This window comes from Methanobrevibacter sp., from assembly GCF_017431965.1.
Classification (GTDB): domain Archaea; phylum Methanobacteriota; class Methanobacteria; order Methanobacteriales; family Methanobacteriaceae; genus Methanocatella.
This window is the reverse complement of record NZ_JAFRKB010000039.1, coordinates 81,697-106,746: the sequence shown is the minus strand read 5'-3', so window position 1 is coordinate 106,746 and position 25,050 is coordinate 81,697. Positions and strand designations below refer to the sequence as shown.

26 protein-coding genes and 1 tRNA gene are annotated in these 25,050 nt (G+C 33.7%); 9 read left to right on the top strand and 18 right to left on the bottom strand.

The features are described from left to right. Window positions 1–66: 66 nt before the first annotated feature. The 10 genes from IJI93_RS05845 to cfbD form a co-directional block, all read right to left on the bottom strand. The gene (locus IJI93_RS05845) at window positions 67–858 is read right to left on the bottom strand and encodes a nitroreductase family protein (RefSeq protein WP_292821167.1); all 792 of its coding nucleotides are present in this window, start codon (window positions 856–858) and stop codon (window positions 67–69) included. Further along, window positions 855–2,069, bottom strand: a complete 1,215-nt coding sequence (locus IJI93_RS05840; RefSeq protein ID WP_292821165.1) for an amidohydrolase family protein — start codon at window positions 2,067–2,069, stop codon at window positions 855–857. Before IJI93_RS05840 ends, IJI93_RS05845 begins: the two co-directional genes overlap by 4 nt. 7 nt (window positions 2,070–2,076) lie before the next feature. After that, window positions 2,077–2,466, bottom strand: a complete 390-nt coding sequence (locus IJI93_RS05835; RefSeq protein WP_292821163.1) for a DUF126 domain-containing protein — start codon at window positions 2,464–2,466, stop codon at window positions 2,077–2,079. A gap of 14 nt (window positions 2,467–2,480) precedes the next feature. Then, entirely contained in the window at window positions 2,481–3,164 is a 684-nt protein-coding gene (locus tag IJI93_RS05830) for a zinc-ribbon domain-containing protein (RefSeq protein WP_292821161.1), read from the bottom strand. An 8-nt stretch (window positions 3,165–3,172) separates the two neighbouring features. After that, window positions 3,173–4,435 carry a tRNA pseudouridine(13) synthase TruD gene (truD, locus tag IJI93_RS05825; protein ID WP_292821160.1) on the bottom strand — a complete coding sequence of 421 codons (1,263 nt, stop codon included), beginning with the start codon at window positions 4,433–4,435 and terminating at the stop codon, window positions 3,173–3,175. A 19-nt stretch (window positions 4,436–4,454) separates the two neighbouring features. Next, a tRNA-Arg gene (locus IJI93_RS05820) sits at window positions 4,455–4,528 on the bottom strand. A gap of 51 nt (window positions 4,529–4,579) precedes the next feature. After that, window positions 4,580–5,017, bottom strand: a complete 438-nt coding sequence (locus tag IJI93_RS05815) for a hypothetical protein (RefSeq protein WP_292821158.1) — start codon at window positions 5,015–5,017, stop codon at window positions 4,580–4,582. A 51-nt stretch (window positions 5,018–5,068) separates the two neighbouring features. After that, the gene (locus IJI93_RS05810) at window positions 5,069–6,433 is read right to left on the bottom strand and encodes an AIR synthase-related protein (RefSeq protein ID WP_292821156.1); all 1,365 of its coding nucleotides are present in this window, start codon (window positions 6,431–6,433) and stop codon (window positions 5,069–5,071) included. Window positions 6,434–6,435: 2 nt separating this feature from the next. Then, entirely contained in the window at window positions 6,436–7,032 is a 597-nt protein-coding gene (gene hisH / locus IJI93_RS05805) for an imidazole glycerol phosphate synthase subunit HisH (protein ID WP_292821154.1), read from the bottom strand. Further along, complete coding sequence (gene cfbD, locus IJI93_RS05800) at window positions 7,029–8,102, bottom strand: Ni-sirohydrochlorin a,c-diamide reductive cyclase catalytic subunit (protein WP_292821247.1); 1,074 nt, start codon at window positions 8,100–8,102, stop codon at window positions 7,029–7,031. Before cfbD ends, hisH begins: the two co-directional genes overlap by 4 nt. An 87-nt stretch (window positions 8,103–8,189) precedes the next feature. Between cfbD and IJI93_RS05795 the strand changes: the two genes are divergently transcribed. Continuing rightward, window positions 8,190–8,588 (top strand): C-GCAxxG-C-C family protein, encoded by a 399-nt coding sequence (locus IJI93_RS05795; RefSeq protein WP_292821152.1) that lies wholly within the window; start codon window positions 8,190–8,192, stop codon window positions 8,586–8,588. Between the two features lie 17 nt (window positions 8,589–8,605). Further along, window positions 8,606–8,923 (top strand): TfoX/Sxy family protein, encoded by a 318-nt coding sequence (locus tag IJI93_RS05790; RefSeq protein ID WP_292821150.1) that lies wholly within the window; start codon window positions 8,606–8,608, stop codon window positions 8,921–8,923. 149 nt (window positions 8,924–9,072) lie between these two features. On the opposite strand, the gene IJI93_RS05785 is transcribed toward IJI93_RS05790, so the two are convergent. The 3 genes from IJI93_RS05785 to IJI93_RS05775 all read right to left on the bottom strand — a co-directional run bounded on the left by IJI93_RS05785 (window position 9,073) and on the right by IJI93_RS05775 (window position 12,427). Then, window positions 9,073–10,083 (bottom strand): SLC13 family permease, encoded by a 1,011-nt coding sequence (locus IJI93_RS05785; RefSeq protein WP_292821148.1) that lies wholly within the window; start codon window positions 10,081–10,083, stop codon window positions 9,073–9,075. A 15-nt stretch (window positions 10,084–10,098) separates the two neighbouring features. Beyond that, the gene (locus tag IJI93_RS05780; protein WP_292821146.1) at window positions 10,099–10,422 is read right to left on the bottom strand and encodes a TIGR04076 family protein; all 324 of its coding nucleotides are present in this window, start codon (window positions 10,420–10,422) and stop codon (window positions 10,099–10,101) included. Window positions 10,423–11,236: 814 nt separating this feature from the next. Beyond that, a complete protein-coding gene (locus IJI93_RS05775; protein WP_292821144.1) occupies window positions 11,237–12,427 on the bottom strand; it encodes a redox-regulated ATPase YchF in 1,191 nt (396 codons plus the stop codon). An 81-nt stretch (window positions 12,428–12,508) separates the two neighbouring features. Here IJI93_RS05775 and IJI93_RS05770 point away from each other — a divergent pair, with 81 nt between their 5' ends. Both IJI93_RS05770 and IJI93_RS05765 read left to right on the top strand, forming a co-directional pair. Then, a complete protein-coding gene (locus IJI93_RS05770) occupies window positions 12,509–13,378 on the top strand; it encodes a metallophosphoesterase (RefSeq protein WP_292821142.1) in 870 nt (289 codons plus the stop codon). Beyond that, window positions 13,375–15,495 (top strand): phage holin family protein, encoded by a 2,121-nt coding sequence (locus tag IJI93_RS05765; protein WP_292821140.1) that lies wholly within the window; start codon window positions 13,375–13,377, stop codon window positions 15,493–15,495. The genes IJI93_RS05770 and IJI93_RS05765 overlap by 4 nt, the downstream gene beginning before the upstream one ends. On the opposite strand, the gene IJI93_RS05760 is transcribed toward IJI93_RS05765, so the two are convergent. Both IJI93_RS05760 and IJI93_RS05755 read right to left on the bottom strand, forming a co-directional pair. Next, a complete protein-coding gene (locus IJI93_RS05760) occupies window positions 15,492–16,343 on the bottom strand; it encodes a hypothetical protein (protein WP_292821138.1) in 852 nt (283 codons plus the stop codon). The two genes, IJI93_RS05765 and IJI93_RS05760, sit on opposite strands and share 4 nt — an antisense overlap. Beyond that, window positions 16,343–17,128 carry a protein-ADP-ribose hydrolase gene (locus IJI93_RS05755; protein WP_366513285.1) on the bottom strand — a complete coding sequence of 262 codons (786 nt, stop codon included), beginning with the start codon at window positions 17,126–17,128 and terminating at the stop codon, window positions 16,343–16,345. Before IJI93_RS05755 ends, IJI93_RS05760 begins: the two co-directional genes overlap by 1 nt. Window positions 17,129–17,258: 130 nt before the next feature. Here IJI93_RS05755 and IJI93_RS05750 point away from each other — a divergent pair, with 130 nt between their 5' ends. The 4 genes from IJI93_RS05750 (at window position 17,259) to IJI93_RS05735 (ending at window position 21,468) form a co-directional block, all read left to right on the top strand. Beyond that, entirely contained in the window at window positions 17,259–17,642 is a 384-nt protein-coding gene (locus tag IJI93_RS05750; RefSeq protein WP_292821134.1) for a helix-turn-helix domain-containing protein, read from the top strand. Window position 17,643: 1 nt separating this feature from the next. After that, complete coding sequence (locus tag IJI93_RS05745; protein ID WP_292821132.1) at window positions 17,644–18,282, top strand: cobalt-precorrin-7 (C(5))-methyltransferase; 639 nt, start codon at window positions 17,644–17,646, stop codon at window positions 18,280–18,282. 127 nt (window positions 18,283–18,409) lie between these two features. After that, window positions 18,410–21,292, top strand: coding sequence for a hypothetical protein (locus IJI93_RS05740; RefSeq protein WP_292821130.1), 2,883 nt, complete (start codon window positions 18,410–18,412; stop codon window positions 21,290–21,292). Further along, window positions 21,289–21,468, top strand: a complete 180-nt coding sequence (locus tag IJI93_RS05735; RefSeq protein ID WP_292821128.1) for a hypothetical protein — start codon at window positions 21,289–21,291, stop codon at window positions 21,466–21,468. The genes IJI93_RS05740 and IJI93_RS05735 overlap by 4 nt, the downstream gene beginning before the upstream one ends. A gap of 38 nt (window positions 21,469–21,506) precedes the next feature. Here the strand turns inward: IJI93_RS05735 and IJI93_RS05730 are convergent, their stop codons facing one another. Together IJI93_RS05730 and IJI93_RS05725 are read right to left on the bottom strand one after the other, a co-directional pair. Continuing rightward, the gene (locus IJI93_RS05730) at window positions 21,507–22,520 is read right to left on the bottom strand and encodes an ArsA family ATPase (protein ID WP_292821126.1); all 1,014 of its coding nucleotides are present in this window, start codon (window positions 22,518–22,520) and stop codon (window positions 21,507–21,509) included. A gap of 158 nt (window positions 22,521–22,678) precedes the next feature. Further along, window positions 22,679–23,506, bottom strand: a complete 828-nt coding sequence (locus IJI93_RS05725; protein ID WP_292821124.1) for a BRO family protein — start codon at window positions 23,504–23,506, stop codon at window positions 22,679–22,681. A 772-nt stretch (window positions 23,507–24,278) separates the two neighbouring features. On the opposite strand from IJI93_RS05725, the gene IJI93_RS05720 reads away from it, so the two are divergent. Continuing rightward, window positions 24,279–24,419 carry a hypothetical protein gene (locus tag IJI93_RS05720; protein WP_292821122.1) on the top strand — a complete coding sequence of 47 codons (141 nt, stop codon included), beginning with the start codon at window positions 24,279–24,281 and terminating at the stop codon, window positions 24,417–24,419. Here the strand turns inward: IJI93_RS05720 and IJI93_RS05715 are convergent. Continuing rightward, complete coding sequence (locus IJI93_RS05715; protein ID WP_292821120.1) at window positions 24,411–24,707, bottom strand: hypothetical protein; 297 nt, start codon at window positions 24,705–24,707, stop codon at window positions 24,411–24,413. The genes IJI93_RS05720 and IJI93_RS05715 overlap by 9 nt on opposite strands. Window positions 24,708–25,050 lie beyond the last annotated feature (343 nt).

Genomic DNA, 25,050 nt, shown 5'->3' with positions numbered 1-25,050 from the left:
TCTCCCCCCAAAGTTATAACAATAGTTTTATTTTTAATACAATAAAAAAGTTTAGGTAATACTAAATTATTTGAATGTCACCTTAATTTCTTTGTGAGGAATAGTCCTTCTAAACCTCTTTTTTGGATATCCTATGATAAAAGACGAGTACATATGCTTATCCCGATTAATTTCCGGGAAAAATTCCATCAGTTTTTCATGGTCGATTTCATCTGCCTTTAATATAAACAATGAATAAAATCCTCCAAGACCTAATGAGTAAGCAAGCAATTCCAGACGGGTATTAGCTATTACCGCACTGGTTTTATCGGTTGAAAATGTCAATATCAATTGACTACCCTCCCAAAGCAAGGGATGGAATTCTTTTGTAGAGTTATCCCTTAAATAATCTCCAAATTCCTTAATTCTGAAAAACTCATCTTCCTTGACTTTGATTATATCATATACAAGTTCCATGAATTCATCCAATTTTTCATCCAAAACTACAAATTCCACATCCTGCTGGTTTTGAGCAGAGGGCGAGTAATAAGCACCTTCAAATAATTTAAAAAAAGTTTCTTTATCTATTTTCTTGTTTTTAAACCAACGGATAGATCTTCTCTGCTTTAAGAATTGGAGCAAATCTTCATACCCCACCGGTATTTCACGAGGATTATAATCCACTATCCTATCCTCATGGCCTAAAAATGATTTGAGGGTAATTGCTCCTTCCTTGCAGATGGCCATGCAATGGCCGCATTCAAAACAGTTGCTTCCTGTTTCAATTGCAAAATCTTTTACAATAATATTATCACGAATACAAACCTGTTGGCACAATTTGCATGCTTTACACAATTCTTTATCAATCAGTAGCTTCATTTAACTATCCTGCCATCTTGCATAACATTCAATATATTGTCATTATCGCTTAAAATGGAAACATCATCCAAAGGATTTGAATTGACTAAAATCAAGTCGGCAATGTAATTTTCCTTTACCAAACCCAAATTATCCTGATTTAAATATTGTGCTGCTTTTATTGTTCCGCTGGCAATGGCTTCATCAGCAGACATTCCAATATCAGTTAGATGAATCAATTCTTCCAAGTTGTGTCCATGCGGAATCACTCCGCTATCGGTTCCCATCAATATATTTACACCTTCTTCATAGGCGATTGAAATATTTTCCTTGTGAACTTTGACAATTTCTTTTAATTTCTGGGTTTTTTCTTCAGCATAGCTGTCCCATGCAGGAAAACCGTTTTTGTATAAAAATTGATGAACCAGAAGTGTTGGAACCAAACTTACATTCTTTTTAACCATTTTACAAGCTGTCTTTTTATCGATGAATGTAGCATGTTCAATTGATGAAAATCCTGCATCAATACAGTTGTTCATTCCTTTTAGGCTATGGCAGTGCGCTGAAACCTTCATGTCATTAGCACTTGCTTCCTTAACAATGGTTTTAAGTTCCTTTTTATTGAACTGAGCAAATTCGGGAGAAGTGTTTGTAGTCAAAACCCCTCCACTTGCCATTACCTTTATAAAATCAGCGCCCGCTCTTTTCACTTCTCGAGTCTTTTTTAAGACTTCTTCTATACCATCACATCTTCCTTTTGGAAATCCAGGATACATTATCTCCATATCAAAGCCGGAAGGCAATAGCAAATCAAAATGCCCTCCAGTCATGACTAACGGAGTGATTGATAAATAGATTTTAGGAGCGGTAAACAAATTTCTTTGCTGAGCCAATTTAAAACTCAAATCAGCAGATCCGCAATCCCTAATTGATGTAACTCCTGCATTGATAGTCTGCAATGAGTGGGGAACAGCATTGTAAAAATGAATTCCTAACGGATTTGCCATATTTTCCTCTTTATGAAATCCTTTAGCAAAAATATGGCAATGACAATCAATAAATCCGCTCAATAAATAATTATCATTACCATCAAGGACATTGACATTATTTTTAGCGGCAATTTTATCTGAAGAAATTTCCTTAATTAGATTATCCTCTATTAAAACATTCTGATTAGTTTTTACTTCTTCAAAAGGGTTGATTATATTAACATTTTCAATTAGAGTTTGCATACTTCACCTACAAAATTTCGATTGTTCCGTTATCGCCGTCAACTTCAACCAAAGTTCCGTCAGTCAGTTCTTTAGTCTCAGCAGGTGAGTCGACCATCGGAATATCAGACATTATTGCGCCAGTAGCAATAATCGGTTCGGCATTAAGACAAATAATTGCTTTAGGAGCAGTATTGTTTTTCATCATCTGAAAAATCACGTAAGACCCAACAGTGGAACCTTTTCCCCCTGGAATGAACAATACCTTATCCTTAATTATTTCTCCTTTAAGTTCATGATTCGGATCAATAATTTGGCCGTTTTGAGGATTCACCCCTCCAAGAAAACTGATTGGTTCTGAGGAGGTAATTAACTCCCCCTTAGCTTTTCCTTTTGCAATACTTCTACATTCAATCATTAAATCACATCTATTTAGAATAATTTATCTTCAACATATTCTCCATTGTTAATGGCTTCAGTGGTTTTGATTGCATCGAATAACGCCCAAATCCACACTATGAAAATTAAAATAAAACCAATTAGAAGAAATATTAGGATTGCTGATACTATATATGCAATAATAAAGCTAACTCCCTTTCTAGTTAATCCATTGTATAGGTGACCTAAACCAGGGAACAAGAAACTTAATATCGCAGCCACAGCAACACTTTTTTCCTGACTTAAAGGTGCAGGTGCAACTCTTACACCACAATGAGGACAAATTTCTGCATTTATATTGATTTTTTTACCGCAACTTTGACAGAATTTTGTCTGAGGCACTTCCTCTTGATTAAGTTTGAAACCACATTGCGGGCAAAATGCAGTATTCTCAGTGATTTCAGCACCGCAATTTGCACAGAACTTGGACTTTTTAACTATATTTGTTTCAATTGGTTCCTCATCAGCTTGATTGCTGGCTGTTTTAACTTCGATAGTTTCCTCTCCAACAACATCTTCAGGAACAACTTCTTCTACAACTTCATTATCAATCATTTCATTAGCACTTTCATCTGCAACTTCCTCAACAGGCTCTTCAGCTTTATGAAGAACCGCGCCACAATTTGAACAAAATTTTGCATCTTTTACATCTTTTCCACAATCAGGACATACAACCATTCTATCACCTAAACAACATCTTTTTTCATCACTTCTCTTAAAACTGCAGTAGCATAAGATCCCTTATTAATTGAAAATTCGCATAAAACACCATCATCAGTCGGAATGGCAGACGCATCCCACACCTGAAAACGCATGGAACGCCTTAAGCCATGACTTCCCAAACGGGGCATCTTTGGAACTTCAAAATCTGATTTTTCCAAATCATATTTTTTTAAGACATTCTCTTCCATCTCACCAACTTCCCCACCGGCAAATGGAACTTTTGTACCATATAACGGGCAAGTCGGACTTGCTTTGAAGTTATCGATTAACTCCTGGAATTCATCAGGAGTTTTGTCACGAACAATATGTTCTTCCTCATCAATAATAATATCTCCTTCAACATATTTGTTTATTCCCATAGCCACCCTATTACTTACCGCTTCATTAAACAGATAGGATTGATAAGCATGTACGAACATTCTCTGAAGGGGTTTTGGAAGGGCATGCAATGCATTCATATATGACCTATCAGTCAATTCCCCCTTCTTAGAGTCTTTAATAAGCTCCTTTATCATCATTTTCTCATAACGCATTCCTTTACCCATCAGATTAAGAGATTCTTCAAGGTTACCGTCATCAAATGCCTGTCTCGCCATTTGATTTTCCTGGCTTTCCTCTTCTGACGGGTTACCAATATATCTTCCGACAGCCTTGGCCAAATCGTTTTCAACCAAAGCTTCGCCCACCAAATGAGTATTTGTTCTTGGTTTTCCAAATCTCTGCCATCCAAAGTAATTAGGAACACCTGTTACCTCCAATTGCTTTAAAACATTATTTGCAACATCGGCACTGCCTTCAATATCATCCAAATCCCTAATTAGAATTTTAAATTTGTTTCCCTTAAGCTGTCCCATTCTGAGCTTTTTTCGACCACGGACTATCTTTAAAAAATCAGTCTTATATATTGTACCGTCTAAAGCCTTAACCTGATTAAACTGCTCTTCAGAATCCATATTTGAAATACAAATCCACTGGCGAGTCAAAGCTTTCTTGTCCTTCATTCCGGCAAAGCCCATTCTTTTTCTGGAAATGTGTAAATCACGGGCAATATCCAAAACAACATCCAAAGTTGTCCTTCCCAATTTTTCAATCCAGATATATACATTCGGACCTTCGCCTGTCGGAATTACTTCCGGAATTTCTTCAACGTAAAAATCCTCATATCGGTTTCTGATTGTTCCACCAATACCTTTTTCATCGGTTACATAAGAATTAGCATTTAACATAATAATCACGAGAAATAAATGCCCTGACCGGGATTTGAACCCGGGGAATGGGATCCGCAGTCCCATGTGTTATCCAAACTACACCATCAGGGCAAAACAAAATAAGATAACATATACTTATAAGAATTTTATAGTATATAATGATTACCATACTGATAATGTATAAGAATAATCACCATAAGTTCTCATAGCAACTGAAACATTCTTTGCTTTTGATATATCTCCTTTGCTTGCTAAAGGCTCATCATCCAAAACATTCGTTTCACTGAACCTGTAATTTTTAAGATTCAAACTTTTTAATTTGTCTTTGCATAATTTAGATACTTTATCAACCGATTCTTTTGAATTGTCATTTTCCTTTAAAATTTCTGAAATGTCACCAATGAAAGTCCTATCCGTGAAATTGATTTTCCCACTTAAAATCTCCATAGTATCCTGTGCAGTTTTTGAATTTTTTATTTCGCCAGAATATGTTGGATTTGGAATAGAAACAGTATAATTAAAAATTAAAAACAAGAATAAAAGTAAAATAATAGCGAATATCGCTTCGATTACAAATAAATTTCCCTTTTCATCTAACATGAATTGAAATTGGCTTTTAGAATTAATAAAAAAAGTGGAAGTGTGAAAAAATTAATTTTCACGGATGTGTTTTATCACTTTTTCTTTTTTAGCGATTGCAGCATCTGATGCTTCCTGAACTTTTCTTTTCATTTCCTCAAAGTCTTCAGGAGTTGTTTCGCCAACCAATTTTTTAATTTTAGTGTAAGCGGCTTCCCTAAAGAGCGGAACTAATTTTTCCTGAGAACCATCCTCCTTCATCAAAATCGGTTCGCCGGAATTGTTTACCTCACCAATCTCAGAGATTGCAACATCATATTTGGCAACTGCCTTTTTAATGTCACCGACAATTTCAGGCGGTGCAATTAACATCAATGAATCAGTTGAAACGCCCAATGGATCAATGTTTAATGTTTCAAGCATGTTCAACACATTAGGAGCCACCATTCCTCTGATTTCTTTTTCATAAAACTCCAATCCAACACCTGTAGTATTGGATATCTCATGTGCATCCCCTCTAAGACCGCCATTGGTCACATCAGTCATTGCGTGAATGTCTTTAACCAAATCAGCTTCAAATAGTGCATGTGATGCTTGAACAAAATTAACATTCATTGTATCCCATACAACATCGAAAAATCCATTATAAATAGCGGTAGTAGTAATTGTTCCTCCACCTGAGCCTTCAGTTAAAAGGATAATGTCGCCTTCGGTTGCTCCCTTTCTTGCAGTTGGAGGATAAGGTGACACTCCAACACTTCCAACGGCAGAAACAAATCTATCTCCTAAAACCATATCTCCGCCGACACGAAGAGTACTTCCTGCAACGATTGGAACATCAACGAGTTCTGATACTGCTGCAACACCTGCTGTAAAGTCAAATATTTTAGCAACATCCCCATCATCCGCAAGGTGAACATCACTTAAAATAGCTACCGGGTCTGCTCCCATTACACAAACATCCCTTAATGTTGCACGGGTTACATGAAAACCACCTAAAAATGGATATTCGCTTAAACGGGAGTGAATTCCATCGACAGCTGTTGTAATATAAACTTCATCATTATTGACTGGTGCCTTGACAACACCTCCATCGTCCTGTTCTGACGGATTTACTAAAGAAGCTGTGTTTGTTGAGGATACTATTTCAGCGATTTTTCTGTGAACAAAAAAGTCTCCGGCTCCACGAGATCCTACTCCCATCTCACCCATCAAAACATCAGCCTTATTAACACTAGCTATTTCTTTTAAAAATTCATCATCACTTTCATTTAATTTTAGAGTAGTTGAAACTTCATCGATTACAGCTTTGGCCATTTCAATAGAATTTTCTTCTGAAATTTTTTTATATTCCCTAATTCTTACGGCCAAAATATCAGCCAATTCATCATAATCGTAATCATCGATTCTTGCTCTTACAAATCCTTCAATATCCATAATCAAATCTCCAAGTTTGTGAAATTTTTTAAAATCTTAAGTCCAGCCTTACCGCTTTTTTCTGGGTGAAACTGTGTTGAAAACAAATTATTTTGACTTAGTGAAGCTACAACTTCACCGCCATACTCACAAGTTCCGGCAATAATACTTTCATCATCAGGAATGACGTGATAAGAGTGTACAAAGTAAAAGAACTCTCCATCTATTCCATCTAAAATCGGTGAACTATTTACAACATCCAATTTATTCCAACCCATATGAGGGATTTTAACACCTTCCGGCAATATTTCGACATTGCCTTTAAACAAATCCAAACCTTTAACGCCAGGTGATTCTTCACTAGAGCTCATCAGGACCTGTTGGCCAAGGCAAATCCCTAAAAAGGGCTTATCATCGGCCACATGCTCATGAATTACATCTTCAAATGGTTTTAAATTATCCATTGCACTTCCAAATGCTCCGACACCCGGCAAAACCAAATAGTCACTATCGGCAATGATTTGTTTATCATCAGTTATTTGATAATCACAACCAATTTTTTTAAAGCCGTTTGATATGCTTTTTAAGTTTCCACTTTTATAATCAATAATTGTAATCATTCGTTTAACCACCCAATAGCTGATCTAATCATTCCGCCAAAGTCAGAAAATACTATTTCATCTACACCCAAAGTTTTTGAATGTGCATCAAGCTCAGCAACAACATGAGTGTAGCCCAAATCCCTTAAAGGTTCGACTAAACGAGGCCCATCAGTTACTGCAATGGATTGTGTGTCAAACTCTTCAATTGGAAATGCATGCGGAACCCCAAACACAACAATTAAATCCAAATCCTTATCCTTAAGATACTCTGCTGCCCTGTTTGCAGTAATAGAATACTCATCAAGACCCCCTGTAATAAATTCAGGCTCAATATCCAATTGATTTTTAATATTTACTGCATGTTGCCTGATTCTTGGAAGGCCAATGTTTTCATCCAAATTAGCTACAAAAATAGGTTTATTATCAGGGTTGATTTTCCTATAATCAAAGTTAATAATATCTGAAAATAAATATGATGTTTCCTTTTTAACGTTTAGGACAAATGCCACTTTTTTATTGTCTTTTAATGCTTTAACAACAGTTTTTGCAACAGCTTCTTTTGAATCACCGAAATTAGGTTTGATGTATTTGCCTTGTGCCATTCCACGGGTTTTTTCAACTTCCGTTGCCTTTTCAAGCATTTCGATTTGTCTATCAGATTCCTCTCTTGAAATCACCCCTGCTTCGACTGCTGCATCTAGTGCCATTATTGCACCAACAGTGTTGTCACCTTCACCAGATCCCCCATGAGATTCAACAGGAATAACAGTGCACGGCAAATCTGCAGTTGCAATTGCCTCTTTTAAATCTTCACCGATAATCATACTTGCGCAAGTGCCCGCAATACCCATTAGTTTAGGATGAAACATATCATAAGCCTCAATCAATGTATCGACTAACTTTTCGCCAGCACCCAATATAAAATCATTTTCAGACATTCCAGTAGTTACGACACGAACGCCATCACCTTCTAAAAGTCTGGCTGTCCTAAAACAGCATCCGGTAGGCCCATGCATAATAATAACGTCAACATTCATATCCCTTAATGTGTAGAGGGTAGCGGCTATTGGACTTGGTCTAGGATGTATAATTTTTATCACCTAAATAATTTTAACAAATAAATATTTTAAATTCTTAATTTAAATAATTAATTAACAAATTCAGGAGATTGTATTATGAAGCTTGATGAGAAAATTTTAGAGGAAAAGATTAGGGAATACAGAAAATCCAAAAGCTGTTCCGAATCAACCTTAATGGGCCTTTGTGAAACTGCCGAAGCGAATATTTCAAGTGATGAGATGACAAAGCTGGCTTGCGGATTTGCAGGAGGAATGGGTGGAACATTTGATGAAGGAACCTGCGGAGCAGTAACCGGCGCATTAATGGCAAACGGCATTATTTTAGATGACACCGGGAAAATCAAAGCCAATGCAAAAGAGATTTTTAACACTTTCAAAGAGGAATACGGCACTGTACGTTGTGATAAAATAACCAATCACGGGAAAGATAAGTCTCCATGTGTTGACTGCTGCGTATTCATTGCAAAAAAAGTTGCTGATTTGTTGGATGAATAAAATAAGAGGAAATTAATATGGCGTCAAGCAAAGAGTATCTAGACTACATATTGGAGCAGCTATCGGATTTGGATGACATCTCCTATCGGGCAATGATGGGAGAATACATAATTTACTATCGTGAAAAGATTGTTGGAGGCATTTACGATGACCGTTTTCTTGTAAAACCAGTAAACGCTGCTAAATCAATGATTCCTGATGCAAATATGGAAAAGCCATATGAAGGTGCAAAGGAAATGTTGCTCGTTGATGAGGTGGAAAACCGGGAGTTTCTAAGAGACCTTTTGGAAGCAATGTATGAAGAGCTTCCAGCCCCCAAGAAGAAAAAAAAGTAAATTCTAATTTTATTTCAATGTGCGAAAGTGACAATATTTGGATGCATTAACAGTGATAACAACGATATGGTGATGAGTGCGGGTATATAATAGATGTTGAAGATGATTATGATTTGGATTTACTTGATGAATGACGCCAATATCCAAAACTAAGTTAAAATATAAACGCCAAACAAAATTATCAATAAAATAACATTCAAAACAGTAAATGTCACCAAATATTTAATTTTAAATTCATCAAACTCACGAACAAGAATCTTATAGGAAATAAGATTTGCCATAGATGCAATGAGAGTTCCAAATCCTCCAATATTAATTCCCACAATAATTGCTTCGTAGTTGGTGCTGAAACCGCTTAAAAGAATTGCTGCCGGAACATTGGAAATTACCTGGGATGCAATTACACCCCAAAGAACCTCATTACCCACTATCCATCTTGTAAACAGTGAATTGAAGAATGGAATATTTTCCAGATTACCAATTAAAACGAATAATGCGATGAATGTTAAAAGCAAATAGTAATCAACACCTAAAAAAACCCTTTTAAAGAAATTTTTCCTGTCAATGACTATTTTACTCATTTTAGGCATAGTAATTTGATCTCTTGAAACAAACAACAGCAATACAACTAAAAATAGCACAGATACTAAAATATAAGGTAATAACAATAGGAAAAACGATGCAAAGGAGATATTGGATACTGTATACATTACAATATTGTGAGGGGCACCAATGGGAAGAACCATGCAACCAACATTGGCGGCAATGGTCTGTAGACAAACAGTAAATATTATTAAATCAACCCTTTCAACTTTTTTCAAGGCCAATATGGCAAATGGAACAAAAATAATCAGAGAAACATCATTCGTAATGAATATTGAACTGGAAAAGCAGATGAAAACCAATACCAGAACAAGCCCGCGGGCATTGCCTATTTTAGCCAATAATTTTCGAACCAAAATCTCAAAAATAGCCAAATTCTTTAAAATCTCAACAATAAGCATTATCACAAAAAGCAATATGATTGTTTCCCAATTGATATAATTGATATAATTAAAACTTGGTTTGACAAAAAAACAGGAAATAATAGCTAAAACTAATGATATTGAAAATATTATTTCTTTTTTAAAAAATTCAAAAGCTTCAACTAATTTAGGCATATTATCAATTTATGATTAATCTGCTTTTTCATCTAAAGTTTCCAAAAGAAAGCTGACTGGCCTAAAACCATCATTGCATGAAATCATTGCGGATTTCTTATTTTTCATCCAGCCATCATAAAAGTCTTCAACACCATTAGCCAAAGCCAATACAAATGGGGAAAGGCTTTCCCATGCACTGTCACAAAAATTTTCTGGTTTTTCCCATCCATTGGCAATGAAAACCTGGTTGATTTCCACATCACACTCATGTTCTAGAGGATTTTCATATTTTTCGATTAAATCGTCATGCCTGACTTTCTTGACAACTGTGATTTTTACCTTTTGCAAACTAATCACCTAGATTAATATTAGGGGTCATTGTTAAAATAATTTAACTTTTGAATATGGACATGAATTGAAAAGAATTATCTCTTATGCATGTAGATTCATTATTAATCAAAACCATTAACTTAATTTTCAGTGTAATTAACAATGAAAAATTTAGAAATTTGTAAACAATACAGAAAAAATAGAAATTTTAAGAATTGAATAAGGATAAATTTGTACTAGACAAATTTCGACACATCCTCATCCAAATACTAAAAACATAGGCTGCAATATGCAGTCCAACATCATTTGATGCTATAAATTATTATAAACATCAAAATATATAAACATTTCTACAATCTTCATTACAAATATAAACCAATATTTAATTTTAAAAACAATTTTACATATTGAATATAACATTTATTTTTAAAATAAACAAATTATATATTGTTTTAATTTAAAACAATAATTTCTAAAACACTAATACAAGTCTACTAAAAACATTGGTGTTTTTATGAATGGAAAAGAGCATTATATTAAAAACACTCCAAAAAAATCGGAGAACATGAAATATGCTAGTCGAAAATTTAGTACTTGCCATCTCTTACATTTTCATGGCTAGTTACTACATTTTGTTGGCAGTTAACTTGTTAATGTGCTAACAAACTGTGATGTCGAAAGGAAGCCTAGTTGGATTAATCCAAAAATTTTCTAATTTGATAAACCGACAATTTATATGATGATTAGCTTTAATGTGTGTTTTATAGCTTCCTTTTTACACATGGTCCAGTTATAATACTTTAAATTTTAAGGTTATTTAAAAATAAAAAAAGTAGAGGAATTATCCTCTTGTAACAATACTGATAATGTCGCCATCCTGCAGCTCATAGTCACTGGCCACACGCATGTTTTTTCTTGCATCAACTGCATGCATGAACTTATCACCAATGTCTGTGTGAACAATATAAGCCAATTCACGTGGAGTTGTTCCTCTTGGAACCAAGAATCCGTCTGGCAAGACATTACCTTTTTGATCTGTGTATTTATGTTCGTCCTGAACCGGATAGACAACTATATGGTCCAATAGCTCAAAAATGCCATAATTTAGGGCATCCTGAATTCCAGTACTTCCATAAACATCCAAAATATTAGTTTGAATATACTCAAGAGCCTTTATCTGATTTGCATTCAGCTTATCCTTTTCAAGAATCTCAAAGTGGTCATCACCGGAAACATAACTAATCAACCCTGCTTCATTAGCTCTTACAAGGGCAATTTCAGACTCGGCGGATGTCGGAATTACATTTGGATATTTTTCCTTGATTCTTTCGATATTTGCTTGAGAAGTTGGCAAATCTGCCTTGTTTGCAATAATCATCATCGGTTTTGCAATATGGAGGATATTTCTTGTAAGCTCAATCAAATCCTCTTCTTCCCACTTATTAAAATCAGGATCAACAGTTCTTTTCGCTTCGATAATATCTTCAATAGCTATTCCGGTACCGGACAATTGGTCAAACAATACTTTAGCGACATCCAAATGTTCAGCACCAATTTTTCTTACAAGCCTAACCCAATTTTTTGATAATATTCCATACATCCACATGACAATCTCATTTTCTAAAAACTCTAAATCATCAAGAGGATCATGGCTTCCAGGATCGACTGGGTTTCCTTCCAAATCAGTAGAACCTGAAGCATCAATAACATTAATAAATACTTTAGCCTGCATTAAATCATCTAAAAACTTATTACCTAATCCTTTTCCTTCATGAGCGCCAGGAACTAACCCCGCCACATCAATCAATTCGATTGGAAGCAATCTTTTTCCATCTATACAGATTGAATTGTGAGGATTGCAGGTAACACCTAATTCTTTACATGGACAATCCTTAATTACATGAGCAACTGCCTTATTGGCATCAATTGTTGTAAATGGATAATTAGCCATTTCAACACTAGAAGCGGTTGCTGAATTGAAAAATGAGGATTTTCCAACATTTGGTTTTCCACAAACTGCAATTTGAAGCATAATAATCACATTAAAATTAATAACAACTTAATATTTGCCTTTTAAAATATAAATAGTTTCAGAAAGCATATAATAAATTACATGAAAGATGAAGATATTGACCGTCCACAGGCAATGAAAATTCGCCAGGGAATACAGGATGCAATGACAAATTCCCTACCTGAAAAAAAGTTTAGTGAAGATGATATTGATTTAGTAGAAATCGATATTGAAATAGACAACTTGGGTTGGAATTTTCACAATTACCGGATTTTAAACCTAACTGACATACATTTGGGCCAATGGATAAATCCTGAATATTTAGATGACCTTGTGGATTATGTCAATACGTTGAATTATGATTTGGCTACCCTAACCGGAGACTATTTCTCATATGTTATGGATGAATATGAAGAATCTCTAAAAAAGTCATTTAAAAAATTAAAAGCTAAAGACGGGAAATTTGGCGTTTTGGGAAATCATGACCATTGGATGAATCCGGAAAAAATTAGAAAAATCTTTAAAGGCTCAAACATTACTGATTTAAGTAATGACGTTTATACCCTTGAAAAAGATGGAGAATTCTTGAATTTGGCAGGCATTGACAGTTGCACAGTTTGTGCGGATAATATGGATAAAGTATTGGAAAAACTTCCTAAAAACATTCCGAGCATTTTGCTTGCCCATGAGCCGGATTTTGCAAAAGAATCATCCCAAACCAAAAGATTTGACTTGCAGATATCGGGACACTCTCATGGAGGGCAGTTTATAATTCCCAAATTTGAGACAACCCCATTTAGAGGGCCAAATTCAACAAAATATCCAGTAGGACTTTATAAAGTTGGAAATATGCTTCAGTATACAAGCAAAGGTCTTGGAACAAACTCATTTAGAATACGAATTAACTGCAAACCTGAAATTACAATAATAACTTTAAAAAATAAAAACAAAAGAAAAATACCGATAGAATGATTAATAAATTTATTTCATATTCCAAAACATTAATAACAACTACATTGTTAATAATGGCAAATTTATTGGCCATTTATGGAGTAGATTATATCAGCACCGATTTTACGGTTGGCCCTTGGTATAATGCCATAATCATTGTAATAGCTCTTGCTATTGCAAATTCACTGCTGTGGCCAATTTTTCAAAAGTTCTTTATGAAAATTATCATATTTACATTTGGAATTGGAGCAATTTTAATTAATTCACTGATATTTTATATTTCATCCTATGCCATCCCCGGAGTTCATGTTGGAATATATGGGGCTTTCCAGGTCCCGATAGTTATGGCAATATTTACAGTATTTATTACTAACCTTACGAACACCAGTTATTTCGACAGTTACCTTAAAAACATTTTGAAATATGCTGAAAAAAGAAAAACACGGTATAAAAAAAGATATCCTGGAGTCATAATGCTTGAAATTGATGGCCTGTCCATCAATACATTAAAAAAAGCGATTGATAAAGGTTTTATGCCAAATTTAAAGGGATGGCTTGATGAAAAATCCCACACACTCAAGGAATGGGAAACTGATTTATCCTCACAAACCGGTGCAAGCCAAGCGGGAATCCTGCATGGAAACAACAAGAATATTGTTGCATACAGATGGGTTGAAAAGGAAAATAACAACCAAATTTTGGTTTCCGGAAAATTAAGTGACGCTCCTAAAATTGAAGAAAGAATCAGTAATGGAAACGGATTGCTTGTTGATGGAATCAGCATAGCGAACATGTTTTCAGGAGACAGTAAAATTTCCCCATTAACTTCATCCAAACTAGAAGGTTTAGCGAAGATATATGATAAGACCTTGCATACCATATTTTTAGATGCCAATAACTTCCAAAGAATATTTGTTTTATTTTTATGGGATATCCTATTAGAGCTAAAATCACAATTAGTTCATAATTTAAAAAATATACGGCCAAGACTTAGAAGAACAATTGTTTATGCAGCCGTAAGAGCCGGAGCTAATGTCGTTTTAAGAGAAGCAGCAACCGAAATTTTAACAGGAGAAATATTGACTGGGGATATTGACACTGCATATTCAACATTTATGGGTTATGATGAAGTAGCTCACCATTCCGGAGTAGAGGATGACGACGTATGGGGAGTTCTAAAACAGATTGACCAGCAATTTCAAAGTTTAAAAACCGCCATTGAACTGAGTGAAAGAGACTATAAATTAGTTGTTTTATCTGACCATGGGCAAAGTAAAGGGGCGACATTTAAACAAAGATATGGAATTACACTTGGCGATTATGTAAGAAGATTGCTTCCAGATGACTTGAAAGTGTTTGAGAAAAAATACAATATCGATCACTTTAGAGATGCAGTTATTCCTGAAAATAAACAGATAAGAAATTTTAAAGAAAGAGTTGGAAACATACGTGATGTTTTTGATGAAGTCGAAACAATTCAAAACATTAAAGAAGGAATTGACAATAGAAAACCTGAAATAATATTTGAAAATGAACAGTATTTGAATCTGAGAGAGAAATACTCAAACAGCTTAGACTACATCAGAGGCTATGAAAGTCACGAACAGAGCACTAAAAAAGCAGAAAATTCCGAATTGATTGTTTTAGGTTCCGGTAATTTAGGATTAATCTATTTAACGCAATGGAAACAGCGATTGACTTATGAAGAAATTGTAATGTTATTCCCAGATTTGATTCCGGGTCTTGTCAAACATACAGGAATCGGATTCATAATGGTAAATTCCATAAACAATGGTGCAATGGCAATAGGGCAGAATGGAATTAACTATATTGACAATGAAAAGATTGTTGGTGAAGATCCTCTTGAAGGTTTTGGTAAAAATGCTTCAAGACACCTTAAAAGACAAAATACCTTTGACAACATGCCAGACATACTGGTAAACAGCTTTTATGACTCAAAAACCGACGAAGTTTGTGCATTTGAAGAGCTGATAGGAAGTCACGGAGGCCTTGGAGGAAATCAGACAAAACCGTTTATTGTCTATCCGTCCGAATGGAACGACCCCGGTGAATTGATTGGTGCTGAATCAATATATAGATTCTTGAAAAGCGAAATAGAGAATTTAAAAAATACTTAAATTCTCCCGCACCAGTAATCAAATATCTCAGATAAATCCTCATCAAAACTAATTGTCTTATCCTTATTTTCTGGAATTGCTTGTGAATGACTCCTGTTTAATCTAATCAAACTTACATTAGGATTATTATAAGTCATTTGCTCAAACGGATACCTGATAATTACTGGAGTGTTAAAGCCAACCCCCAATTCCAAAAGCACCAGCTTATCCTCTTCATTGATTTTACCTAAAAATCGGGAGTAGTTTTCAGCCATTTCATGCCATTTTTCATTTTCAACAAAGAAATTATCCTTTCTGACATTTATTTCCATATTGCCCCCACAAACTGGACATACAGGAACTAATTCACTTGGAATTTTGCAATCATCAGTGCTTTCAATAGCTTTAAAAACCAATTCCTCATTGGAATACAATTTATCATGACAGGCTTTTGCACACTGCATCATGCCATAATCCCCCTGAGTTGCAAAAATTCTTTCATCTTCAAAGCCGTTTATCCAGAATTGATGCTCGACATTGGTTGTCAAGACAAAATAGTCCTTATCTTTAACTAAATCAAGCAACTGCCCATATAACTTTGTTTTTCCAACAGAATACCTATTAACATAAACATGGCGTGCCCAATGAGCCCATTTTTCCTCTTGGGTTTCATATGGATAAAATGTTGCAGAATACATGTCTTTAACACCATATTTCTTAATGAAATCCTGAAAGTTATCATCGAAACGTTTACCAGAATATTCAATTCCCGCCGCAGCGGAAAAACCTGCTCCTGCCCCAATAAGTATATAATCAGCATCCCTGATTTCATTGATAGCCTTATCTAATCTTAAAACAAACTTATCCATTACATATCACCAAATAATAAATCTTTATAAATCAAATAGCTTCTGTCTGAAAATACATCGAAAATAACCTTTTCTAATGTGGTCTCATTTTCATTTAAATATTCTTCAACCGTTTTAATTGCGATTTTAGCGGCAATATCTTGAGGAAAATTAAAAACACCAGTGGAAATACTGCAAAATGCTATGGATTTAAGTTCATTGGCATCAGCAATTTCCAAACAAGACCTATAACACCCCGCTAGTTTTTCACAATCCTCCCCTGAAGGTTCAAACCCCTGAGGGATTGATGGACCCACAGTATGGATTACATACTTGGAAGGCAAATTATAGGCACTTGTAATTTTTGCCTTTCCAACTTCCTCATCCCTTCCCTGAGTTTGCATTATCTTATTGCATTCCTCCCTTAGCTGAATACCTGCTGAAGAGTGAATGATATTGTCAATGCAATTATGCATTGGAATAAAACAGCCAAGCAATTTTGAATTGGCTGCATTTACAATAGCATCGACTTTCAATGTAACAATATCACCCTGCCACAGAGCTAATTTTCCTTTTACTTCATAAATTTCATCGACTGAAGTTAATTTTTTGTTTAAAGTTTCATTGGTTAAAAATTCATCTTGAACCTGTAAAAATTCATTTGACACCTCTCTTGGAGGTCTGACATTCATCAGGGATCTAAATAATGTTTTTTTATCATTTAAACTATTTGGAATATCTATTCTTTCATTACGTTCATCAATCAAATACTCAATCAAAAAATCCAATTGTTCTTGTGCTTTTATTTTAATCCCCCCATATATCTTTAATTATTAATAGAATTTAGATATTTAAATGATTTTTGTAACTAAAAGGGAACTTTGTTACTTGAAAGTAACTAAAAAACATATATAACAATTAAGCAAATTATTAAATATGGAAAGTAAAAATATTGCATGCCCCGTCGACAAAACATTGAATTTGATAAATAAAAAATGGAGCATACAAATCATCAGAGATTTATTTTTCGGTAAAAAACATTTTAAAGAATTTAAAGAAGATAAACCTAAATTAAGCAATAAAGTATTATCCAACTGTTTAAAAGAATTAGAGGAAAATGGCTTAATTAGAAAAGAAGTGTTGAATACCACCCCAGTTACTACTGAATATTACTTAACCGATTACGGCAAATCAATGAATAGAATTGTCTATGAACTTGCAATGTTTACATTGCATGATAAAAATGACAATAGCTATTCCGATGAGACTCGTGACGAATTGAAAAATGCATTTAAAGAAAAATTAGAGATTAATGATTAAAATGACTGGTAAAATTTATATTGTTGGAATAGGTCCCGGATCCAGTGAATTTTTAACAAAAAAGGCAATCGATACCGTTAAAAATAGCGATTACACTGTTGGAAGTACAAGAGCTATAGAACTGTTCGATGATGTCAACAACAAGATTGCCTTTAATGTCAAGGAGTTATTGGATAAACTCAAAGAAGGCGTTGAACTAGCAATTAAAGGAAATACCGTATCCATATTGTCAACAGGAGACCCCGGATTTTCAGGAGTATTGAATACTGTTTTGAGAATATCTGCCGAGAAAGGATTTGACAAACAAAACATTGAAGTCATTCCGGGAATCAGTTCACTTCAGCTGGCTGCTGCAAGAACCCAAATACAATGGGACAACGCTAACGTGATGACATTTCACGGAAGGGAGAATATTGAAGACATCCTGCCGGTCATAAACAATGGAAAAACAACAATAGCCCTTCCTTCAAGAAAAGTGAAGGACATGGCTCAATTTTTACTAGACAATGGCGTTGAGGAAGAAAGGAAAGTTGTTGTCTGTGAAAGGTTGAGTTACCCTGATGAGAGAATTGTTGAGTCTACTTTAAAGGAAATTGCTGAAAGCGAATTCACTTATATGTGCATAATGGTCATTTACTAGCATAATTGAGCTTAAAAAACCATTATATTAATTATTTACTATTTAATTTTAAAATCAAAGCTTATATAATCCGATTTATATAGTTCAATTGTTGATTTTAACTAAAAATTGACATAAGGTAGATACTATGAATCGGAAAATAAACACCCTGTGTTTCATTTTCTTATTTCTATTTTTAATTTCTGCCGTATCCGCAGCAGATTTAGAAAATGAGACACCAAAAACCATATCCAAAAGCAATTCAGATGAAGATAACATCTACAATGCAAGTAACGAAGAGACAATTGATTTTGAAAATGATAAACTAGAGCAAAGTTACTGCGAAAACACTAGCTCTGCAAATGAAAATAAAAAGGAAGTAATCTTAATAGCGCCAAACGTGACAATGTATTTCAATAAAGGACATAAGTTTATTGTCAGTTTAAAAAGCAAAAATGAAAGACCCCTCAGCAATGCAATAATTAAAATAAATATTGCCGGGCATTCCTATTATCCAATTACAAATAGGAATGGGGTTGCAACTCTTGATTTGAATTTAAAAAGTGGAACCTATACTGTCATCAGCACTTTTTATGGAACAGACATGTACAAAAAGCAAAGCGTAAAAAGTACAGTGAAAATTAAAAGCACAATCAAATGTTATAGTCTTACAAAGTATTACAGGAGTATTTCATCATTTTGTGTAAAATTTTACGATGAAAATGGATATTCCCTCAAAAATTCCATCGTTAAATTTAAAATAAATGAGAAGACATACATCGCAAAAACGAACAATATCGGAATTGCAAAGATAACTTTTAAATTAAACCCTGGAAAATATCTCATAACCTCCGTAAATTCAAAAACCGGCGAATCCCTCACCAGGATAATGCATATCATATCTCCCATTAAAACGGAAGATCTAACAATGAAATATGGGGAAATTGGTGAATTTGAAGTAAAAATACTTAACTATTGTGAAAAAGCAGATTCCAATAAAAATGTAACTTTAAAAGTCAATGGAGCAACTTACATTAAAAAATTGGATGAAAACGGTAAAACTACTTTACCTATTAATTTAGATGCTGGAGAATACACAATAACAACAGAATACAATAATCTAAAAGCGAATAACAGAATTATTGTAAATAAATTAACTCCATCTCCCTTTAAACATATGACGATTATTCCAAACTATGTTAATGTAACACTCCCCCAAGTATTTCCAAATGAGGAGTACTCCCTTAAAGTTGGCATTAACGGAACAGTAAAAATGCCAAAAATAGAAATTTTTACCGTGCAGGTAGGCTCTAAAACATACCAGTTTGCAACCGGGAAAACAGGCAATGGAGATGCTGTTATAATGGGGCAAAAAAATTATTTAGTACCATTCAACGGAGGTGCCGTACTGTGTTGTTCAAATAAGGAAAACTTAGTTGAAGATGGAATAATGATTACAAGGTTTTACAACTATACCAAAATTGAATATAGAAGCAAAACTAATGATTCCATAGAATTATTCGGATTTTATGCTGATAAAGGTTTGGAAAATAGTGAAATTTTGACATACACTCAAAACGATAAAATCGTATGTAAAGTTTCAATTCAAACACAATATTTTGACGAAACAGGTGTAAAATATAGTTTAGCCAAACTCTATAACAGAGTAAATACCGATTTTGCCTACTATGAAATTACAAATCATGTATCCGATCCAGTCATATTCACGAATACAGGCAAAGCTGTGACATATTCCTATTTTGGAAATAGTATTGTAGGTTACTGTTCTAAAGAGGAAATAACAACAAAATTCATCATCAATGGAAAGGAAGAGCTTGAAAAAAGAGAGACAATAAGCTATGGTCTTGGTGAGAAATACAGAAGGGGATTCGGCTTTGAAGTGCTTCAAGCATACAGCATAATTGCTGAGAAAGTATCTAAAACAACATTGGAAAATTGGATTTCATCAAATTCCAATTATTTAAATAGATACGGCATTATGAACCTATATGGAATGCATTTAGCATCACTTGAAACAACTTGGCTTGCCGATGAACTAGCAGACAAATATGCAAACGAATTTAATGTGAATTGGATGAGAGGAAACACACTTACGATTTTAGGAGGAATCAATCTGGAGGATACCTACTTAAACATTTTAAATGCAGATATGGGGATGACAGTCAAAGGAAAAGAAAAGAATGTAATCTTATTTAGATTGCTAAACTCATTGAATCTTCCAAATGTCGAGGATTATGTGCTTTTACCAGTCAGTAAAAGATATATGGACAACACAACAAACTCTTTAGACAACATTTTTCTAGCAATCAGTGAAAATAGATTTAGCATTACTCAATTAGGAGACATAATATATGTATTTTCAGAAGATAACTCCGCAATAATACTGAATACCACAAGTGGCGTTGCAAGTGTCATTCATTCGAAAAACGATTCCACATATAAAGGTTCAAGCATAGCCACAAGTCGAGACTGCTGCGGTGTTGGAATAATTCCCAAAGACATAATAGCAGGAATAAGAAATTCGATAGGAACATTTGCACCAGGAATTTATTTATTCTCAGATGAATTGAATAAAACACATCCCTTATCAGTTTTAGGATATATGGGCATAAAATTTCTCCTGGAAAAAACATTAAAAGGTGGTTCGGCTGCTTGCATTGGACTACTCTCAACAATGACCCTTATTCAAACTGGAGGAACAATGTATAGGGACAATATAGTAAATGAAAATGAATGGCACAAAGTAATGGATACACTGACATTTACACGCCCAGGATATCTGCAAGCAAAGAAAGTATATAACATTCCAAACAAAAACGGAGGATGCGATTATATTGAAGTGAAAATCAATGATGACTTAACTTTGGACAGGAATAATGCGGTATACATTAGTGATGGTAAAACAAAACAACTAACCAGACAAGAAACATACCAATATTTCTGCGATGAATACTGGACACCATTCAGCATGCCTGAAAAATATTGGGATGAAAGTTGGGTGGGAAAATGAGCATGATTGATAAATTTAGAAAACAGCACATTTTAGTTCAGATATTGGATGTAATCTTTATTATAGTTTTAATTTATGGACTAATTACGATGCAGATTTCGCCCATATTATGGATAATGCTATTTTTAATCGTATTCATCCCATTTTGCCAATGGTTTTTAAAAAAAGAAGAATAATGAAGTTAAAATAAATTTTTTATTTTAACTTATTTTTTTTAAAGCTGAATAGCTTCTTGAGTCACTTCATCGTTGTCTTCATCATCATATAAGATGTGAGCTAATTTTAACAGTTTTTCCTGGCCCTTTACCTCATCCTTGAATAAAGGAACTTCAGCAATGTGCTGGTCAGGGAACTTTTGGTCAATTAAAGCCAAACGTTTTTGCTGCAATTTGTGTCTTGAATGGCAGAAATCACAATCGCAAATGTCAGGCATTACCTGATTTACAATAACGCTGTCAACAGTAATGTCATATTTTCCGAGTGCCTCCAAAGCCCTTTCGGATTCATAAATTGACATCTCTTCAGGAATGACAACCATCTTAAATGTGGTTCTGTCCGGATCAGATAAAACTGCTTTTGCCTTGTCAATTTCCTCTTTGGTTCTTTTTAGCTCTTCGGAAGTTTGCGGGTCATCAACCGCCTCCATGAAAGGCATTATTTTTTTAAGCGCATTTGTTGCAGTTCCCAATTTGGCCTTTGCCAACATCAATTTTCCTACCCAAGAGTCCATCACTTCAGGGAAGGACAATAATCTTAAGGTGTGTCCTGTCGGTGCGGTATCAAATACAACCACATCATATTCATCTGAATTCATTACTGCCATAAACATTTCAAATGCAGCCGCTTCATCAGCACCCGGAGAAGAGGAAGCCATATCTAACTGGTCTGATAAAAAGTCCATTCCCAATAAACCTCCATCCTCTGAAGGGTTGTTTTGTTTTTGAAGTTCAAGGGCAGCTTGTTTTTGTGCCATAGCTTCATCAGGGTCGATTTCAACAGCAAATAAATTTGTTTTAATTTCACGTGGATAGCTTCCAATCGGTACTTCAAGTGAATCTGCTAAAGAGTGAGCAGGGTCGGTTGAAACAATTAAAGTTTTTTTACCTTGTTCAGCCAACCATAATGCAGTAGCAGATGAAACGGAAGTTTTTCCAACTCCTCCTTTACCACCTACAAAAATGAATGTTGTTTTATCTTTATTAAATCTAAAATAATCTTTAAATGCCAAATAAATTACCTCCTCAGATAAACTTACTTTTAGTTACTAAATGTTATTTTAATTTTTTATAGTATATAAAGTTTGGCTAAGAATATTTTGAAAATTTGCAATAATAGAAAATAATTAACTTCCACATAATATACTATTGTGTTAATAAGATTCTCTCTTTATTTTTCATCCAACAATTTAGGATTTTTAGAATTATTACTACTCACAACTTTTTTTCCAGTTCTCTGTTCTAACTCTCTGCGAGCATTACCTGCAATACTTCCACCATCATGAGCAACAATTTTACTTTCCTCAAAACCATCAGGATTTTCGGATTTGCTAATTTCAGTAGTGGCCAACTCACCCAACATATTAATTACCAATTCAGCATTAGTCATATTATCACGCAAGTTTTCTTTTTTCAAACCTTTGACTTTCTTATGCTGGCCAGTTGTTATTCCAAATGATGCTTTACTAATTTCATTAGTCAATATTGCATATTCTTCTCCTTGTTTAACACCTGACCTATTCCATTCTGCTGTTAAATCTTTTCTAATTTCAATGCTTCTTATTCTTTGAGTAATCCATTCTTCACTGTATCCCTTTTCACGATAAGTAATGATTGCTCTTTCAATTGCAATTTCAGGGTCTGTTATTTCATCAAGTCTTTCACTGCCTACTTGAGCCAACCATTGTTTTAAAGGTTCTGCATTTGGTGAAGGCACTGATTGGATTATACGCAATAACTGTTTTCTAGTTGCAACATCAGTTTCACGTAATTTACCATCACGAGCGGGCATTTTCAACCGTCGACAATTTGTCGACAGATCAATTCCATTTTCCAATTCACGTTTTTTCAAACGATACCAATAATCCCTTGGCTTTTTACTTTCAGTCAAAATTGCTATGACATCGATTACTGAAAAATAGTGCTCTTCTATTTCTTCATCCCATTTTGTCCTTATTTCCTGGTTTTGAAATAATTTTATATCTGTTTCTTCGGTCATTGTTTACACTCCAGTTCACATTATGTTTTATCTTTTGTTTCAATCATTTCAAATGCTTTTCCAAGCATAATCATAAAATAACCTGCTTATTTTTTTGAGTATTAAAATAAGACCCCATTTAAAATCTCCAACTTATTTAGTATTATGCTCAAAATCATATTATTTAAAATTTAATGAGATTTACATAATACTTTATCAAAATATTTATAACCAATTATTCCAAGAGCACATGCAAAGTATTATGCTTAACATTACTTTAAAGTTACTTATTTAAATAATTTATCTTCTAAATGAAATCAATTTTAAATATCCAGATAATTTATGCTTTAAATATGAAAATAAAGAATATGCCTCTCAATATAACAAAATAAAGTATGATAGTAAAATTCAAAGGACACAAATCCTCTTCACAAATGCCAAAATAAACAAAACAATACCCGATAATTACACTGACCAATGTGAAAAATCATTATTTAGTCAAAGATTAATTTAAATAAAATTAATTAAAATCTGATAATGAAAAACCTAATAATCTTTATTATAGATAATTAAAATATAGTATTTTATAAGTTATCCATGGAAAAGTGGTAAATAATCAAAATTCCAATTACATACTTTTAGTTACTAAATGTTATTTTAATTCATCATAGTATATAAACTTAGTTATTATCTTTAGATATTTTTATAGAATTATTGCATTAAATTCATTGAAACAACAATTATTTAAATAATAAGAAACATAGGAAATGTATAAATTTAAGAGGTGATAAACATGGCAAAACCAATTGGAGATACTCCTACATTATACGGTAAAGAAGCATCTGATTTTTTAAATAGAATGGTTGAACCTCTTACAAAAAAGGATAAAGAATTTAAAAAGAAGTATGATGCGGCTAGAAAAGTATCATTCTAGAACTCTTAAATCCAAATATAAATAGAATGTTTGCTCCGGATCTCGTTCTATTATGATATCTAATTTTTCCTTTATTTTATCATCATCTTTTTTCATGTTAATGAAGTTATGATTTATATAAAAGCCATATGCACTTGCATAACCTTCTACAGTGACGAATCTTAATCCAACATTATTTTCAGCAATATTTTTAACATTGAATAATATACTCATCAAAATCTCAGAACCTAATCCCTTATGAGCATATTTCTCATCTATAGCTAATCTTCCAATTTTAATTGCTGGCAATTTTCTCTTTTTGGAAGTAATATCCAATTAATCTTTAATATCCTGTTTAATGTCTTCATCACGAATATCTTTTAATGGTATTGTGTCTGTTAGTAGAGAAACATAACCAATTCAGTAGTTAATCTAATACCGAATTAGAAAAATGGTTTAAACCTTATAAATTTATAAGATTTTCATTTTTTCTTTAATTTAAAGATACTTTTCCTTTACTGTATGTTTTGCCTTTAACTTATTTTCGATGAAAATTGTATATTATTTTGTAAAAAACGCACCAACTTACAAGAGATGGCAATTCAAAACCATGCACTATAAACAATTATAGTTATATTTTTATCCAGTGAAG

Bases quoted from the DNA above. Each gene is read 5' to 3' on its own strand.
- IJI93_RS05815 (WP_292821158.1), bottom strand. From the start codon at position 5,017: ATGTTAGATGAAAAGGGAAATTTATTTGTAATCGAAGCGATATTCGCT.
- IJI93_RS05750 (WP_292821134.1), top strand. From the start codon at position 17,259: ATGGAAAGTAAAAATATTGCATGCCCCGTCGACAAAACATTGAATTTG.
- IJI93_RS05745 (WP_292821132.1), top strand. From the start codon at position 17,644: ATGACTGGTAAAATTTATATTGTTGGAATAGGTCCCGGATCCAGTGAA.
- IJI93_RS05845 (WP_292821167.1), bottom strand. From the start codon at position 858: ATGAAGCTACTGATTGATAAAGAATTGTGTAAAGCATGCAAATTGTGC.
- IJI93_RS05840 (WP_292821165.1), bottom strand. From the start codon at position 2,069: ATGCAAACTCTAATTGAAAATGTTAATATAATCAACCCTTTTGAAGAA.
- IJI93_RS05810 (WP_292821156.1), bottom strand. From the start codon at position 6,433: ATGGATATTGAAGGATTTGTAAGAGCAAGAATCGATGATTACGATTAT.
- IJI93_RS05790 (WP_292821150.1), top strand. From the start codon at position 8,606: ATGGCGTCAAGCAAAGAGTATCTAGACTACATATTGGAGCAGCTATCG.
- truD (WP_292821160.1), bottom strand. From the start codon at position 4,435: ATGTTAAATGCTAATTCTTATGTAACCGATGAAAAAGGTATTGGTGGA.
- IJI93_RS05725 (WP_292821124.1), bottom strand. From the start codon at position 23,506: ATGACCGAAGAAACAGATATAAAATTATTTCAAAACCAGGAAATAAGG.
- IJI93_RS05765 (WP_292821140.1), top strand. From the start codon at position 13,375: ATGATTAATAAATTTATTTCATATTCCAAAACATTAATAACAACTACA.
- IJI93_RS05770 (WP_292821142.1), top strand. From the start codon at position 12,509: ATGAAAGATGAAGATATTGACCGTCCACAGGCAATGAAAATTCGCCAG.
- IJI93_RS05720 (WP_292821122.1), top strand. From the start codon at position 24,279: ATGGCAAAACCAATTGGAGATACTCCTACATTATACGGTAAAGAAGCA.
- IJI93_RS05775 (WP_292821144.1), bottom strand. From the start codon at position 12,427: ATGCTTCAAATTGCAGTTTGTGGAAAACCAAATGTTGGAAAATCCTCA.
- IJI93_RS05735 (WP_292821128.1), top strand. From the start codon at position 21,289: ATGAGCATGATTGATAAATTTAGAAAACAGCACATTTTAGTTCAGATA.
- IJI93_RS05740 (WP_292821130.1), top strand. From the start codon at position 18,410: ATGAATCGGAAAATAAACACCCTGTGTTTCATTTTCTTATTTCTATTT.
- hisH (WP_292821154.1), bottom strand. From the start codon at position 7,032: ATGATTACAATTATTGATTATAAAAGTGGAAACTTAAAAAGCATATCA.
- IJI93_RS05835 (WP_292821163.1), bottom strand. From the start codon at position 2,466: ATGATTGAATGTAGAAGTATTGCAAAAGGAAAAGCTAAGGGGGAGTTA.
- IJI93_RS05760 (WP_292821138.1), bottom strand. From the start codon at position 16,343: ATGGATAAGTTTGTTTTAAGATTAGATAAGGCTATCAATGAAATCAGG.
- IJI93_RS05830 (WP_292821161.1), bottom strand. From the start codon at position 3,164: ATGGTTGTATGTCCTGATTGTGGAAAAGATGTAAAAGATGCAAAATTT.
- IJI93_RS05795 (WP_292821152.1), top strand. From the start codon at position 8,190: ATGAAGCTTGATGAGAAAATTTTAGAGGAAAAGATTAGGGAATACAGA.
- IJI93_RS05785 (WP_292821148.1), bottom strand. From the start codon at position 10,083: ATGCCTAAATTAGTTGAAGCTTTTGAATTTTTTAAAAAAGAAATAATA.